Here is a 15,244-nt window from a genome sequence, read left to right on the forward strand (position 1 = left end):
TAACTGTATATTTTATAATGAAAAATCATCTTTATTACGATTAAAAAATTCGACACCAACACCATAAATAGCCTTGTAAAAAATATAACATCATTGTTTTCAATCTGCCGTTAATGGGATTGACCATATTCTTTTGACACGGAGTTGAACAATGTTCGGCATAATTATTTCTGTCATCGTGTTAATAACGATGGGCTATTTGATCCTTAAAAATTACAAACCACAGGTGGTGCTGGCCGCAGCTGGTATCTTCCTGATGATGTGTGGTGTCTGGTTAGGGTTTGGGGGTGTACTCGACCCCGCCAAAAGCAGCGGCTATCTGATTGTTGATATTTATAATGAAATCCTGCGCATGCTGTCCAACCGCATTGCCGGGTTGGGGCTGTCGATTATGGCGGTGGGCGGTTATGCCCGCTATATGGAGCGCATAGGAGCCAGTCGGGCGATGGTGAGCTTGTTAAGCCGCCCGTTAAAGCTCATTCGCTCACCGTATCTCATACTGTCGGCAACTTACGTCATCGGTCAAATCATGGCGCAGTTTATTACCAGCGCCTCCGGTCTGGGTATGTTGCTGATGGTCACGTTATTTCCGACGCTGGTGAGTCTGGGAGTAAGTCGCCTCTCTGCGGTGGCGGTTATCGCGACCACCATGTCTATTGAATGGGGAATTCTGGAAACGAACTCCATTTTTGCCGCCCAGGTAGCGGGAATGAAAATCGCCACTTACTTCTTCCACTATCAGCTACCGGTCGCCTCTTGTGTCATTCTCTCAGTGGCTATCTCCCACTTTTTCGTGCAACGCGCTTTTGACAAAAAAGATAAAAATATCAATCACGAACAGGCGGATCAAAAGGATCTCAACAATGTCCCACCGCTCTATTACGCCATTTTACCGGTGATGCCGTTAATCCTGATGCTCGGCTCGCTGTTCCTCGCCCACGTCGGGCTGATGCAGTCAGAACTGCATCTGGTAGTGGTAATGTTACTAAGTTTGACGGTGACGATGTTTGTTGAGTTCTTCCGCAAGCATAACTTGCGCGAAACAATGGACGATGTGCAGGCGTTTTTTGACGGCATGGGTACGCAGTTTGCCAACGTGGTAACGCTGGTGGTCGCGGGTGAAATATTTGCGAAAGGCTTAACGACGATTGGCACCGTTGATGCGGTTATCAAAGGCGCAGAGCATTCTGGCCTTGGTGGCATTGGCGTGATGATTATTATGGCGCTGGTAATTGCCATTTGTGCCATTGTGATGGGCTCCGGCAATGCGCCATTTATGTCATTTGCCAGCCTTATTCCGAATATCGCTGCTGGACTGCACGTACCCGCGGTAGTGATGATTATGCCGATGCACTTTGCCACAACGCTGGCGCGTGCGGTTTCGCCGATTACTGCGGTAGTGGTAGTAACTTCAGGAATAGCAGGCGTTTCGCCCTTTGAAGTGGTGAAGCGGACTGCGATCCCAATGGCCGTCGGATTCGTGGTGAATATGATTGCCACAATTACGCTATTTTATTAAGCCCTTAAAACGACAAAACAGGCCACATGGGCCTGTTTTTGTTTTACTTCACAACGCGTAATGCCGGGCGACCACCACGTGGCGGTTGCGGCGGTTCATCATCAGGATGATTATCATCATCGCGATCTGGCTTATCGCCATCAATGACCGACATAACGGTTTCATTATCTGCCGATACATCTTCATCATTCATGATGCTGGCATCTTCGTCGTAGGCAGCTTCAGGCTCGAACATTGTGCCTGCGCCATTTTCACGGGCGTAAATAGCCAGCACAGCAGCCAGCGGTACTGAAACTTGCCGCGGGATACCGCCAAAGCGCGCGTTAAAGCGCACTTCATCATTCGCCAGTTCCAGGTTGCCGACCGCACGCGGAGCAATGTTGAGTACGATTTGCCCGTCACGTGCATATTCCATAGGAACCTGCACGCCAGGGAGCGTCACATCCACCACCAGGTGCGGCGTGAGCTGGTTATCCAGCAACCACTCATAGAATGCACGCAGCAGATAGGGACGACGTGGTGTTAGCTGTGACAAATCCATACAGATTAACTCCGGCCCAGACGCATTTCACGTTCAGCTTCGGTTAAGGAAGCAAGGAAAGAGTCACGCTCAAAGACGCGGGTCATATAGCCTTTCAGCTCTTTCGCCCCCGGGCCGCTGAACTCGATGCCCAGTTGCGGCAGACGCCACAGCAGCGGAGCAAGGTAGCAATCGACCAGGCTGAACTCATCGCTCAGGAAGTACGGCTTCTGACCGAAGACCGGCGCAATAGCCAGCAGTTCTTCGCGCAGTTGCTTACGAGCGGCATCCGCTTCAGAAGCTGAACCGTTGATGATGGTGTTCATCAGCGTGTACCAGTCTTTTTCGATGCGGTGCATGTACAGGCGGCTTTCACCGCGAGCTACCGGGTAAACAGGCATCAGTGGCGGATGCGGGAAACGCTCATCCAGGTATTCCATAATGATGCGAGATTCCCACAGGGTCAGCTCACGATCCACCAGGGTCGGAACGCTCTGATTCGGGTTGAGGTCAATCAGATCCTGAGGCGGATTGTCCTTTTCCACGTGTTCGATCTCGAAACTTACACCTTTTTCAGCCAGCACGATGCGGACCTGATGGCTATAGATGTCAGTAGGACCGGAAAACAGCGTCATTACCGAACGTTTGTTGGCAGCGACAGCCATGAAAACCTCCAGGTATAGTCAGAATTTTTACTGCTACCAGCCACCAGGTGGCCAGTCAGAAGTTATGTTACCCAGTAAGGAACGACTCTCTTTGTTCGAAAAACAAACAAAAAATGAGCAATACCCGACATTTGGGCAGAAAATTGGATGATAGTTTACCAGATTTTGCGACCTTTGTGGTGAGTCGATGCCGGAAATGGGGAAAAAGAGATGTTCCTTAGTCTGAAATGCTTGACTTAATCCCCACCAGAAATGTTGTCTACCTCTTTTACGCCGTTGCTATCGGTGCGCCCCAGCCATCAAAACTACCGCCATGCTTTTCAGCCAAATCGGTAAGCTGGCATGTAATATCGGTCATATGCCATTGTTCAGGAGCATCAGTGTTAGTAAATGACGCCATATACCCAGGTTGTTGGTCGTTCATCCGAATGCTCACCAGCGTAATGCCATATGGCAATTTCGTCACGTCCTCCGCAAAGGCGCGTGCAGAAGCTTCTGTCGGCAATGTCGCGTAGTAATCAATGGTGCGTGGAAGAGTCAAATCGTCACCATGTTCCAGCAGCCCACGGCATACGCGGGAATCGTGTATCCAGTTCCAGTCATATTTCGACGGGTACAGGAACTGGCGATAGTAATTTCCGTTATCGTTTTTACTCATACTATAGCTGCAAGAGACTTCCGGGCCACCCGCGAGCAATTTATCCAGCGTTCTTTCCCAGTCCAGATCTTTTTCCGACTGGAAAACAAAATCGCGCCAGCCCTCTTGTGTTACCACCCCCACCAACCAAATCGGTAATGCCTTGCCCCTCTCCTCAAGCCAGTCCTCTATACGATTTAAACGTTGTGTTTCATCAGGCTGCGGTAAACCGTTTTCATAACAATGGGTATAACGCACACGAAAGAACCAGGTGTGGTTAAGTCGATCAAATCTTTCGTCCTGAATGGCGCCGATATCAACACGTATGCCCGTGACATGGTCATCCACTGTTGTAATAAAGAACTCCCATTTATTCGACAACGTTAAAGATTCTTTCTTGTTAAACAATGCATTAAATAATCCCATCGCGATATCCTTTTCTACAGTCCGTGGAAAATACTATTAAAAAGAGAATAATGCTGAAGAGAGAGGGAAAAGAGGCTGGAATCGGACTTTAGCCATAAAAAAACCCGCCGAAGCGGGTTTTTTTCGCAAATTGTATTCTGCCGAAGCAGAAAGCAATTAACGTTTGGAGAACTGCGGACGACGACGTGCTTTACGCAGACCGACTTTCTTACGTTCAACCTGACGAGCGTCACGAGTAACGAAGCCAGCTTTACGCAGTTCAGAACGCAGGGATTCGTCGTACTCCATCAGAGCGCGGGTGATACCGTGACGGATCGCACCAGCCTGACCAGAGATACCACCACCTTTAACAGTGATGTACAGATCCAGTTTCTCAACCATGTCGACCAGTTCCAGCGGCTGACGAACTACCATGCGGGCAGTTTCACGACCGAAGTACTGTTCCAGAGAACGTTGGTTGATAACGATTTTACCGTTGCCCGGTTTGATGAAAACGCGAGCTGCGGAACTTTTGCGGCGACCAGTGCCGTAGTATTGATTTTCAGCCATTGCCTATAATCCCGATTAGATGTCAAGAACTTGCGGTTGCTGTGCCGCGTGGTTGTGCTCGTTACCCGCGTAAACTTTCAGTTTACGGAACATAGCACGACCCAGCGGGCCTTTTGGCAACATGCCTTTAACCGCGATTTCAATCACACGCTCAGGACGGCGAGCAATCATCTCTTCAAAGGTCGCTTGTTTGATACCACCGATGTGACCGGTGTGATGATAGTACACTTTGTCAGTACGCTTGTTGCCGGTTACAGCAACTTTGTCAGCGTTCAGAACGATGATGTAATCACCGGTATCTACGTGCGGAGTGTATTCCGCTTTGTGCTTACCGCGCAGGCGCAGAGCCAGTTCGGAAGCCAGACGGCCCAGAGTTTTACCGGTCGCGTCAACAACATACCAGTCGCGTTTTACGGTTTCTGGTTTAGCTGTAAAAGTTTTCATTAAAAGCTTACCCAATAAATAGTTACACGTTGGTGAACACCCAAACGTCTTCAATTGTTGAGGTTCACACGACAAAGTCCGGCAAACCTACCCCTTCGAATAGCCTATGCCAGCACACAAAAAGTTTCGGGAAAAAAAACTTTCTTGTAACGTGGGGTCGCAGGATTATAGAGAAGTCGGGGTCAAAGATCGACCCCTTTTTGTGATTTATGGCAGGTTTTACCCCGCCAAATGCTCGCGCTTCAAATACTCTTCGCTCTGCATCTCTTGTAGACGTGACAGGCAACGCTGGAACTCAAACTTCAGTCGCTCGCCCTGATAAATTTCATACAAAGGCACTTCTGCGCTCACCACTAATTTGACATGGCGCTCGTAAAACTCATCCACCAGCGCAATAAAACGTCGCGCTTCGCTCTCCATCAACCGCGTCATGACTGGCACATCAAACAACATCACTGTGTGAAACAGGCGTGAGAGCGCTATATAGTCATGCTGGCTGCGGGCATCAACACACAAGGTGGTAAAAGAGACGGCAAGCGTCTGATTCTCAGCGCCCATTGTCGCCAGCGGCCGATGGTTGATTTCTAACGTCGGTGAATTTTCTCGTTTCGCCCCCGCCAGCACCAACCAAAGTTTATCCATTTGCGCACGGGTTTCATCATTGAGCGGCGACAGCCATAAATGCGCCTGGGTAAGCGTTCGTAGTCGATAATCGACGCCTGCATCGACATTCATTACATCGCAATACTGTTTAATGGCGTCGATAGCCGGAAGAAAACGCGCTCGTTGCAGACCATTACGATAAAGCTCATCAGGCGGAATATTTGACGTTGCGACCAGCGTTATTCCGCGAGCGAACAGGGCTTTCATTAAACCGCCAAGCAACATGGCATCGGTAATATCCGAAACAAAAAATTCATCAAAACAGAGGACATCGGTTTCTGCTTTGAAGCGATCGGCAATAATTTCCAGCGGGTCAGTCTGCCCCTGTAATGCAGTCAGTTCTTCATGCACGCGCAGCATAAAACGGTGAAAGTGCAGGCGCTGTTTCCGCTCACCCGGCAAACTTTGATAGAAAAGGTCCATCAGCCAGGTTTTCCCGCGTCCTACACCGCCCCACATATATAAGCCACGCACCGGTGCACTGCTTGCCTCTTCGCGCTTACCCCACAGTTTACCGACTCGCGCCATTAACCCACTCGCCCTCGCAGTGGGCGGCGTGCTGTTGATTAATTCCTGGTAGATAATCTCCAGCCGACTGACGGCCTCTTTTTGTACGTCGTCGGGTTGATGGCTGCCCTCATTGAGCGCCTTCAGGTATTGCGATGTCGGGGTAACGCTTTGCATGATGTTCTTGTTATTCCTTGAATAATCGGTGTGCCGTTGTTCACGGTTGACGAAAAAAAGGCCGTTCTACACTACGCGATATGCAGTCGGGATTCCACTTCTGTGGAATTAACGGTTATAGTGGCATAATCAGCCGCAGGCATGGAGCCTGAAGCCAACACCCTACGGAAACAAAAGACAACGGGAGATGTTCATGACCTGGGAATATGCGCTAATTGGGTTAGTCGTCGGCATCATTATTGGTGCTGTGGCCATGCGTTTTGGTAATCGTAAACTACGCCAGCAACAGGCGTTGCAGTACGAACTGGAAAAAAATAAAGCTGAACTGGACGAGTATCGCGAAGAGTTGGTTAACCACTTTGCCCGCAGCGCGGAATTACTGGATACCATGGCGCATGACTATCGCCAGTTGTATCAACACATGGCGAAAAGCTCCAGCAGCCTGCTGCCGGAACTGTCCGCAGAAGCAAACCCGTTCCGTAATCGTCTGGCTGAGTCTGAAGCCAGCAACGATCAGGCACCGGTGCAGATGCCGCGTGACTATTCTGAAGGCGCATCTGGCCTGCTGCGCACTGGCGCAAAGCGCGACTAATTTATTTTGCGGGCGCAGCCATTGCGCCCTCCTCTTCTCTCCCTCCCCGACTATCATTTAATCTGGTGTCTCATTGTTAGCCGTCTGAAAATTCAATAACATCAAACTGTTTTGAATCTCTTTTTCTTATCATTCAGGTACGAGAGCAGGAATAATGAAAAAACAAACCCAGCTGTTGAGTGCATTAGCGTTAAGTGTCGGGTTAACTCTCTCGGCGCCGTTTCAGGCTGTCGCGTCGATTCCCGGCCAGGTTGCCGGTCAGGCGCCATTGCCCAGCCTGGCCCCGATGCTGGAAAAAGTGCTTCCCGCGGTGGTAAGCGTGCGAGTTGAAGGGACTGCCAGCCAGGAACAGAAAATCCCGGAAGAATTCAAAAAATTTTTTGGCGATGATTTACCGGATCAACCTGCGCAACCCTTTGAAGGTTTAGGCTCCGGTGTCATCATCAATGCCAATAAAGGTTATGTGCTGACCAACAATCACGTCATCAATCAGGCACAGAAAATCAGTATTCAGCTCAATGACGGACGCGAGTTTGATGCGAAGTTGATTGGCAGCGACGACCAGAGCGATATCGCCCTGCTACAAATTCAGAATCCGAGCAAATTAACGCAAATCGCCATTGCCGACTCCGACAAACTGCGCGTCGGTGATTTTGCCGTCGCGGTCGGTAACCCGTTTGGCCTTGGGCAAACCGCGACTTCAGGCATTGTTTCCGCATTAGGTCGCAGCGGGTTAAATCTCGAAGGTCTGGAAAACTTTATCCAGACCGATGCTTCCATTAACCGGGGTAACTCCGGCGGTGCGCTGTTAAACCTTAACGGCGAGTTGATTGGTATTAACACCGCAATTCTTGCCCCTGGCGGCGGTAGCGTCGGGATTGGCTTTGCTATCCCCAGCAATATGGCGCGTACCCTGGCGCAGCAACTTATCGACTTTGGTGAAATTAAACGCGGTCTGTTAGGCATTAAAGGTACCGAAATGAGTGCCGATATCGCCAAAGCATTTAATTTAGATGTTCAGCGCGGCGCCTTTGTCAGCGAAGTGCTGCCAGGTTCTGGCTCGGCAAAAGCGGGCGTGAAAGCAGGCGATATTATTACCAGTCTCAACGGTAAACCGCTCAATAGCTTCGCCGAGTTGCGTTCCCGTATTGCCACTACCGAACCGGGCACTACAGTGAAGCTCGGCCTGCTGCGTAATGGCAAGCCGTTGGAAGTAGAAGTGACGCTCGATACCAGCACCTCATCGTCAGCCAGTGCCGAGATGATCACACCTGCGCTGGAAGGCGCGACGTTGAGTGACAGTCAGCTAAAAGATGGCGGAAAAGGCATTAAGATCGACGAAGTTGTCAAAGACAGCCCCGCCGCTCAGGCAGGTTTACAGAAAGATGATGTAATTATTGGCGTGAACCGCAATCGGGTGAACTCGATTGCTGAGATGCGCAAAGTACTGGCAACCAAACCGGCTATTATTGCCCTGCAAATCATGCGCGGTAATGAGAGCATTTACCTGCTAATGCGTTAATGTCATAAACCGGGCATCAGGCTGACGTGTGATGTCCGGTTAACTCGTGATATGCTGCTGCCGTTCCCTTTTTTAATGACGCCTCCATCATGTTTGTGAAGCTCTTACGATCCGTTGCGATTGGATTAATTGTCGGTGCGATTTTGCTGGTTGCCATGCCTTCGCTGCGCAGCATTAACCCGCTTTCCACACCGCAATTCGACAGTGCCGACGAGACGCCTGCCAGTTATAATCTGGCGGTCCGCCGCGCCGCGCCAGCTGTGGTAAATGTCTATAACCGTGGTTTGAACACATCCTCACACAACCAGCTTGAGATCCGTACGCTAGGGTCAGGTGTGATCATGGATCAACGTGGTTATATCATTACCAATAAACATGTAATCAACGACGCCGATCAGATCATCGTCGCCTTACAGGATGGTCGTGTTTTTGAAGCGTTGCTGGTTGGCTCTGATTCACTGACCGATCTGGCGGTGCTCAAAATTAATGCCACTGGCGGTTTACCCACCATTCCAATCAATTCTCGTCGCATACCGCACATTGGCGATGTAGTGCTGGCGATCGGTAACCCGTACAACCTCGGGCAAACCATTACCCAGGGGATTATCAGCGCCACAGGTCGCATCGGCCTGAACCCGACCGGGCGGCAAAACTTTCTGCAAACCGATGCATCCATTAACCACGGCAACTCCGGCGGTGCACTGGTGAACTCGCTGGGCGAACTGATGGGCATCAACACACTGTCGTTTGATAAGAGTAACGATGGCGAAACTCCAGAAGGCATCGGTTTTGCCATTCCCTTCCAGTTGGCAACCAAAATTATGGATAAGCTAATCCGCGATGGGCGTGTTATTCGTGGCTATATCGGTATTGGCGGCCGCGAAATCGCACCATTACACGCGCAAGGTGGTGGTATCGATCAACTGCAAGGGATCGTGGTTAATGAAGTGTCACCTGATGGCCCAGCGGCTAATGCCGGTATCCAGGTCAACGATCTGATTATCTCGGTGGACAACAAACCTGCAATCTCCGCTCTGGAGACAATGGATCAAGTGGCAGAAATTCGACCAGGTTCGGTGATTCCGGTGGTGGTGATGCGTGACGATAAAAAACTGACATTGCAGGTCACTATTCAGGAATATCCGGCGACCAATTAAGTCGTGCGCTCAAAACAAAAAACCGGAGACGTTGCTCCGGTTTTTTATTATCCGCTAATCAATTACTTATTAACGAACTCTTCGCCCAGGGCGATATCTTTCTTCAGCGTATCCAGCATTCCTTCCAGCGCGTTCTGTTCAAATGCGCTCAGAGTACCGATGGATTTACGCTCTTCTACGCCATTTTTACCCAGCAGAAGCGGTTGAGAGAAGAAACGAGCATACTGGCCGTCACCTTCAACGTAGGCACATTCAACGACACCTTTTTCGCCTTGCAGCGCACGAACCAGAGACAGGCCGAAGCGTGCAGCTGCCTGGCCCATGGACAGGGTTGCAGACCCGCCACCGGCTTTCGCTTCAACCACTTCCGTACCCGCGTTCTGGATACGTTTGGTCAGATCAGCAACTTCCTGCTCGGTAAAGCTTACGCCAGGAACTTGAGACAGCAGCGGCAGAATGGTAACGCCAGAGTGACCGCCAATAACCGGAACTTCAACTTCGCCCGGCTGTTTGCCTTTCAGTTCAGCGACAAACGTATTAGAACGAATGATATCCAGCGTGGTGACGCCAAACAGTTTGTTCTTGTCATACACACCCGCTTTCTTCAGCACTTCCGCAGCGATAGCTACCGTGGTGTTTACCGGGTTTGTAATGATACCGATGCACGCTTTCGGGCAGGTTGTCGCAATTTGCTGTACCAGATTCTTCACGATACCGGCGTTAACGTTAAACAGGTCGGAACGATCCATCCCTGGTTTACGCGCTACACCTGCGGAGATTAGAACCACATCAGCGCCTTCCAGCGCAGGGGTCGCATCTTCACCAGAAAAACCTTTGATTTTCACAGCAGTAGGGATATGGCTCAGGTCGACGGCCACACCGGGAGTGACTGGAGCGATATCATACAGGGAGAGTTCTGAACCTGAAGGCAGTTGGGTTTTTAACAGTAATGCAAGCGCCTGGCCAATACCGCCAGCAGCGCCGAGGACTGCGACTTTCATCCTAAACTCCTTATTATATTGATAAACTAAGATATGTTGCTCCGCTGCCGCGACCTTAATCCACAAATTAACAGTTTACAATGACCACTTCTCAAGAATGTGTAGTCACGCAAATTTGGCGTTTATGCATTTAATTGACGTAATCAGGAACCTAACTTACGTAATTAACAGCCGCTTATGCATCAGAGCAACATTCCAACAGGTGGTGACAATATACCCTACCGTTCAGCCAAAACAACATCAATTTGATAACAATTAATTTACTTTTAAGCGGAATTTGCGCGCCGTGACGCAGGCATGTTTCTCAATCACGAAATTTGATAAAATCCCGCTCTTTCATAACATTATTTCAGCCTTCTCCAGGGCAGACTGTTTGCATAAAAATTCATCTGTATGCACAATAATGTTGTATCAACCACCATATCGGGTGACTTATGCGAAGCTCGTCTAAGCAAGAAGAATTAGTTAAAGCGTTTAAAGCGTTACTTAAAGAAGAGAAATTTAGCTCCCAGGGCGAAATCGTCGCCGCATTGCAGGAGCAAGGCTTTGACAATATTAATCAGTCTAAAGTCTCGCGGATGTTGACCAAATTTGGTGCTGTACGTACCCGCAATGCAAAGATGGAAATGGTTTACTGCCTGCCAGCTGAACTGGGCGTACCAACCACCTCCAGTCCGTTGAAGAATCTGGTGCTGGATATCGACTACAACGACGCTGTTGTTGTAATACATACCAGTCCTGGCGCGGCGCAGTTGATTGCGCGTCTGCTGGACTCTCTGGGCAAAGCAGAAGGTATTCTTGGCACCATCGCAGGTGATGACACCATCTTTACCACCCCTGCTAAAGGTTTCACCGTCAAAGACCTGTACGAAGCGATTTTAGAGCTGTTCGACCAGGAGCTTTAATCTCTGCCCCGTCGCTTCTGGCGGCGGGGAAAATATTGCATTCTCCATTCATCGCCCTGCTTTCCCCTACCATTCATTTAACGAATAGTGCGTTTTATAGCGACAAAACATTCACACAACGAATACACAGAGCAAAAAACGCACATTTTGCAAAAACACATATCTTATTGAAATAAATGTCATTTCTACTAAACACCCGTATTTTTAATTCACTTTTGTTATAAAAATTAATCTTTTTAACAATTCTCCCTCAACAGAAACAGTTAGCTTGGTATTAATTAGCCCAATAATTAGTGTATACTTAATTTGTGATATGGGTCACGAAACAAAGGCCCAGCTAAAAGATTATGTCGAGGTAAAAATCATGAAAATCAAAACCACTGTTGCTGCATTAAGTGTGCTCTCTGTTCTCTCTTTCGGTGCTTTCGCTGCCGATTCCATTGATGCTGCACAAGCACAAAATCGTGAAGCCATCGGTACCGTGTCCGTCAGCGGTGTAGCATCTTCTCCAATGGATATGCGTGAAATGCTGAACAAAAAAGCGGAAGAGAAAGGCGCGACTGCTTACCAGATTACCGAAGCGCGTAGCGGCGATACCTGGCACGCCACAGCTGAACTGTACAAATAAACCCTCATCGTCTTGTCCGACGACATTGCCCCCGGTTTGGGGGCTTTTTTTGCGCTAGTGACGAACATTAAAACGCAAATGCCCTTCCAGCTCTTCCTCCGCCTCATCAAACAGCAATATTAACGCGCCAAAACGCCGACGCGTTTTTTCTCCCAGATGAACAAATTCGATCTCCAGCGGTAGCGGCAGAACATCGTTCATTAATACATCCCACAGTGAGTCGAGATCGCGCACCTTATCTTTCGCCAGACCAAAGGTTTGGCGAAAGTCGCGATAAAAGTCCTCCTGACTCTCAATCTCATCAAAATCAAAGCTATAGATATTCATCTGTTGCCACCGTCACGTTTCGCGGCGAGTTCTGCCGTTCATCGCTAAGTATAGACATGAAAAAACCGACACCTTTTGGCGTCGGCTTTAACTTAATTATCGGTTAGCGCGTGCTGGTATTTATGCAGCATACCGGTAAGCCGATGCACCGGTTCCGTGACCTGCGGCGGCGCTTGCCAGATGCGTAGTTTTTCCTGGTAGATATCCAGTTCTTCCAGCAACTGACCGAAGTAACGACGGCGTTTGTCATCGCTGCGGGCAGAAATCACGTGGTCCGCTGTGCGGCGCATTTGTCGGTGAAATGCCGATAAATCATCATTCACGGGTATCGGCGCATCACGCAATCGCTGGTGAGCGATAATCATCGTTAACGCCAGGCGAAACTTCGGCAAATCGCCGGGAAATTTATTCATCAGCAAAAACAACTGCTGATAAAGCGCTGGCAGATGGTTCTCTTTACGCCGGGCGACATTGGTGGTCATCGCGGAAACAGCGGCAGAAACAAACTGATTAAGCAGCACGCGTCCTGTCCTGTCGCGCGATTTATCCCGCACCAGTAGAATGACGATGAACGCCAGCACACAGCCCACGATTTGCCCCAGCGCGCTATCGAGAAACTGACTGAACTGAAAGGTCATCGGGTTATCCAACACGATAATATTAATCGTACTGGCCAGCGCGCCCATCGATCCCAACCGCCGTTTCTGCACTTCAATACCAAGGAAAAATCCCAGCACCGCCAGGCTAAGGCACAGCAGCAACATACTCTGTTGGGTATTGGGGATAATCACCAAAAAATAGAGCAATCCTAACGGTAGCGCTGCTACCGTGCCGTAGATAAAGTCGATCGCCACCATGCGTGGATTAGGTAAACGCATTGCCAGCGACGTTACGACGGCAATCATCACCATTGCGCCACTGCCGGAGGTCCATCCGGTCCACAGCCAGAACAAAGTCCCCAGCATGCAGGACAGCGTGGTACGCCAGAAGTTGACCATTGCATGATGACGCTCGGCGGATTCTACTTTTACTTCCGGCTCGCCTTGCAGGATCTCTTCTTCAGTGGCGTTAATTTTGGTGTTACTGATAACGCCTCGCTTGAGCAACTGATAACGCGTTGCCGCCGCTACCCAGCTATAAATAGTAATGGGTGTTTCACGTTCCCCGGTCCAGGCAATCACTCGTCGCAGGCGTTTTAGCTGCTTATGGACGTCCTGCGCAGTTTCTACCGGCGTGTCAAAAAATTCGCGGAAGGTATCGGTGATCAACTCCGGGCGCGTGTTCTGAATGAGATAAGTTTCGCAGGACTGGGTTACCAGCGTCAGCGACAACGTATTGATCGCTTTTAAACGCCGATTGGCGCGCGCCCAGCGGGAAGATTCCATATTCAGGTTACTGCGCATCCCTTGCAGCGCCGTGGTGCGGCGAACCAGGTCGCCCCAGGCCTTATCAACAATCTCGCCATCACCATGTTTGATGCACAATTGCATTAGTTGATATTGCGCCACCAGCAAACTTTCCAGCTCTCGATCCACTTCTTGTTTGATCGATCGTGGAGAAAAGAGCAGATCCGCCACAATAGCACACACAATACCAATGACGATTTCACTACAACGTTCAACGGCAAACTGCGGCGTTAGCAGCGGTTCCGGCTGAATAGTGATCACAATGATCAACGCAGTATAACCGGCAAGCCCCCACGCATAGGAGTTCTCTACACGTACCAGCGAGGAGATCCAGGTACAAAAACCAGCCCAGATACAGCACACCAGAATCATCAACAATGGCGCACGGATCATCGCAATAATGATCACCAGCCCGGCAATACAGCCTATAAATGTGCCGATGATGCGCAAAAAGCCGCGATAGCGGATGGCGCCAGAATACGGTTCGCCACCGGCGGCAAAGGCCGGACCGGCGGCAACAATCGCCGCAGTCAGTACAGCCCAGCGTGGTGTTTCAAGCTGAAAATGAAAGCCAACAAACAGCGCCAGCACAATGGCGGTCGCCAGTTTTACCGCGAAGCGAATATGTTGGTTAGCAATGGAGAAAATACCCATCGTAATTAACCAAACTCACGCAGGCGATGGGCCATTTTACGGAAGAATGAATCCTGGCTTTCATCGCGATCTTGTTTACCCGTAACCACCACAGTAGCAGTAGTCCCTGCAGGCCAGATGTTATCTTGCTGGTTGTCGAGACGAATACGTACCGGGACACGTTGCGCCAGACGCACCCATTCAAGGTTGGAATCGATGGTTGCCATCCCTTTGTCGTCACGCGTACTGCTGGCGTTAGTGACCCCAGCGGCAACACTATCGACAGTCCCTTTCAGCACTTTATTGCTGCCAAGCGGCGTGATTTCTGCGCGATACCCAGAACGTACCCCTTCCAGCTTAGTTTCTTCCATATAGGCCAGCACATAGAAGGAGTTCTGTTTCACCAGCGCGACAGCCGTTGAACCACGCGTAATAAATTCACCGGTATAGACGTTGAGGTTGGTCACCCAGCCATCTGCTGGCGCGCGGATCACGGTACGTTCAAGATCCAGTTTTGCCAGATCGCGGGTTGCCTGAGCTTTCGCTAACTGATGTAGGACCGTTTGCAGCACGTTATTGGCCTGGTCTATCTCTTCGCGAGACATCGCCTGTATGCCGAGACGGTTGCGACGTCCAGCTTCCTGGCGTTTTTCCTGCGCCAGTACTTGATAATAGGCAACATCAGCTTCCGCTTCTTCGAGGGCCTTTTGGTAGCGTGGCTGGTCGATGGTGAACAGTACCTGTCCTTTTTTCACCAGCTGGTTATCATGAACATTCACTTGGGTGATGAGTCCGGAGACATCCGGCGCAATCGCGACCACATCGGCGCTAAAGCGCGCGTCACGCGTCCACGGAGATTCGGTGTAATAGACCCAGGCATTAAAAATTGCGATGAAGGCCAGAATGACTAATACGACCGTGATGGCCGTACGGGAGAATTTTCTTATTAGTGTTTTCACTTCAACC

Annotated in this window: 16 protein-coding genes; 6 read left to right on the plus strand and 10 right to left on the minus strand. The window is 49.9% G+C overall.

Features of this window, described 5'->3' with window-relative positions; translation table 11 throughout:
* The first annotated feature begins 151 nt into the window (after positions 1–151).
* Complete coding sequence (gene dcuC / locus FEM44_RS07130; protein WP_135523913.1) at positions 152–1,519, plus strand: anaerobic C4-dicarboxylate transporter DcuC; 1,368 nt, start codon at positions 152–154, stop codon at positions 1,517–1,519.
* 43 nt (positions 1,520–1,562) lie between these two features.
* On the opposite strand, the gene sspB is transcribed toward dcuC, so the two are convergent.
* The 6 genes from sspB to zapE form a co-directional block, all read right to left on the minus strand.
* Positions 1,563–2,060, minus strand: a complete 498-nt coding sequence (gene sspB, locus FEM44_RS07135) for a ClpXP protease specificity-enhancing factor (protein ID WP_064529500.1) — start codon at positions 2,058–2,060, stop codon at positions 1,563–1,565.
* Positions 2,061–2,065: 5 nt separating this feature from the next.
* Positions 2,066–2,704: a stringent starvation protein SspA gene (gene sspA / locus FEM44_RS07140; RefSeq protein WP_000257293.1), complete on the minus strand. Its 639-nt coding sequence runs from the start codon at positions 2,702–2,704 to the stop codon at positions 2,066–2,068.
* 268 nt (positions 2,705–2,972) lie between these two features.
* A complete protein-coding gene (locus FEM44_RS07145; protein WP_135523912.1) occupies positions 2,973–3,767 on the minus strand; it encodes a DUF695 domain-containing protein in 795 nt (264 codons plus the stop codon).
* Positions 3,768–3,923: 156 nt separating this feature from the next.
* Complete coding sequence (gene rpsI, locus FEM44_RS07150) at positions 3,924–4,316, minus strand: 30S ribosomal protein S9 (protein WP_000829818.1); 393 nt, start codon at positions 4,314–4,316, stop codon at positions 3,924–3,926.
* A 15-nt stretch (positions 4,317–4,331) separates the two neighbouring features.
* Positions 4,332–4,760 carry a 50S ribosomal protein L13 gene (gene rplM, locus FEM44_RS07155; protein WP_001517180.1) on the minus strand — a complete coding sequence of 143 codons (429 nt, stop codon included), beginning with the start codon at positions 4,758–4,760 and terminating at the stop codon, positions 4,332–4,334.
* Positions 4,761–4,979: 219 nt separating this feature from the next.
* Entirely contained in the window at positions 4,980–6,107 is a 1,128-nt protein-coding gene (gene zapE / locus FEM44_RS07160) for a cell division protein ZapE (RefSeq protein WP_135407988.1), read from the minus strand.
* A 193-nt stretch (positions 6,108–6,300) separates the two neighbouring features.
* On the opposite strand from zapE, the gene zapG reads away from it, so the two are divergent.
* The 3 genes from zapG to degS all read left to right on the plus strand — a co-directional run bounded on the left by zapG (position 6,301) and on the right by degS (position 9,378).
* Positions 6,301–6,699, plus strand: coding sequence for a Z-ring associated protein ZapG (zapG, locus tag FEM44_RS07165; protein ID WP_010345273.1), 399 nt, complete (start codon positions 6,301–6,303; stop codon positions 6,697–6,699).
* Between the two features lie 154 nt (positions 6,700–6,853).
* Entirely contained in the window at positions 6,854–8,221 is a 1,368-nt protein-coding gene (degQ, locus tag FEM44_RS07170; RefSeq protein WP_135487176.1) for a serine endoprotease DegQ, read from the plus strand.
* Positions 8,222–8,310: 89 nt separating this feature from the next.
* Positions 8,311–9,378 (plus strand): outer membrane-stress sensor serine endopeptidase DegS, encoded by a 1,068-nt coding sequence (gene degS / locus FEM44_RS07175; RefSeq protein ID WP_064529496.1) that lies wholly within the window; start codon positions 8,311–8,313, stop codon positions 9,376–9,378.
* A gap of 62 nt (positions 9,379–9,440) precedes the next feature.
* Here the strand turns inward: degS and mdh are convergent, their stop codons facing one another.
* Positions 9,441–10,379 carry a malate dehydrogenase gene (gene mdh / locus FEM44_RS07180; RefSeq protein ID WP_064529495.1) on the minus strand — a complete coding sequence of 313 codons (939 nt, stop codon included), beginning with the start codon at positions 10,377–10,379 and terminating at the stop codon, positions 9,441–9,443.
* 434 nt (positions 10,380–10,813) lie between these two features.
* Here mdh and argR point away from each other — a divergent pair, with 434 nt between their 5' ends.
* Entirely contained in the window at positions 10,814–11,284 is a 471-nt protein-coding gene (gene argR / locus FEM44_RS07185) for a transcriptional regulator ArgR (protein WP_064529494.1), read from the plus strand.
* 364 nt (positions 11,285–11,648) lie between these two features.
* Complete coding sequence (gene yhcN, locus FEM44_RS07190; protein ID WP_000695690.1) at positions 11,649–11,912, plus strand: peroxide/acid stress response protein YhcN; 264 nt, start codon at positions 11,649–11,651, stop codon at positions 11,910–11,912.
* A 54-nt stretch (positions 11,913–11,966) separates the two neighbouring features.
* Here the strand turns inward: yhcN and FEM44_RS07195 are convergent, their stop codons facing one another.
* The 3 genes from FEM44_RS07195 to aaeA all read right to left on the minus strand — a co-directional run bounded on the left by FEM44_RS07195 (position 11,967) and on the right by aaeA (position 15,237).
* Complete coding sequence (locus tag FEM44_RS07195; RefSeq protein ID WP_001028998.1) at positions 11,967–12,239, minus strand: barstar family protein; 273 nt, start codon at positions 12,237–12,239, stop codon at positions 11,967–11,969.
* A gap of 92 nt (positions 12,240–12,331) precedes the next feature.
* On the minus strand, positions 12,332–14,299 hold the full coding sequence (gene aaeB / locus FEM44_RS07200; RefSeq protein WP_135523911.1) for a p-hydroxybenzoic acid efflux pump subunit AaeB: 1,968 nt from the start codon (positions 14,297–14,299) through the stop codon (positions 12,332–12,334).
* Between the two features lie 5 nt (positions 14,300–14,304).
* On the minus strand, positions 14,305–15,237 hold the full coding sequence (gene aaeA, locus FEM44_RS07205) for a p-hydroxybenzoic acid efflux pump subunit AaeA (RefSeq protein WP_130223742.1): 933 nt from the start codon (positions 15,235–15,237) through the stop codon (positions 14,305–14,307).
* Between the last annotated feature and the right edge of the window lie 7 nt (positions 15,238–15,244).

Origin of the sequence: Escherichia sp. E4742 (genome assembly GCF_005843885.1) — a bacterium.
In the GTDB taxonomy this organism is placed as follows: Bacteria; Pseudomonadota; Gammaproteobacteria; order Enterobacterales; family Enterobacteriaceae; genus Escherichia.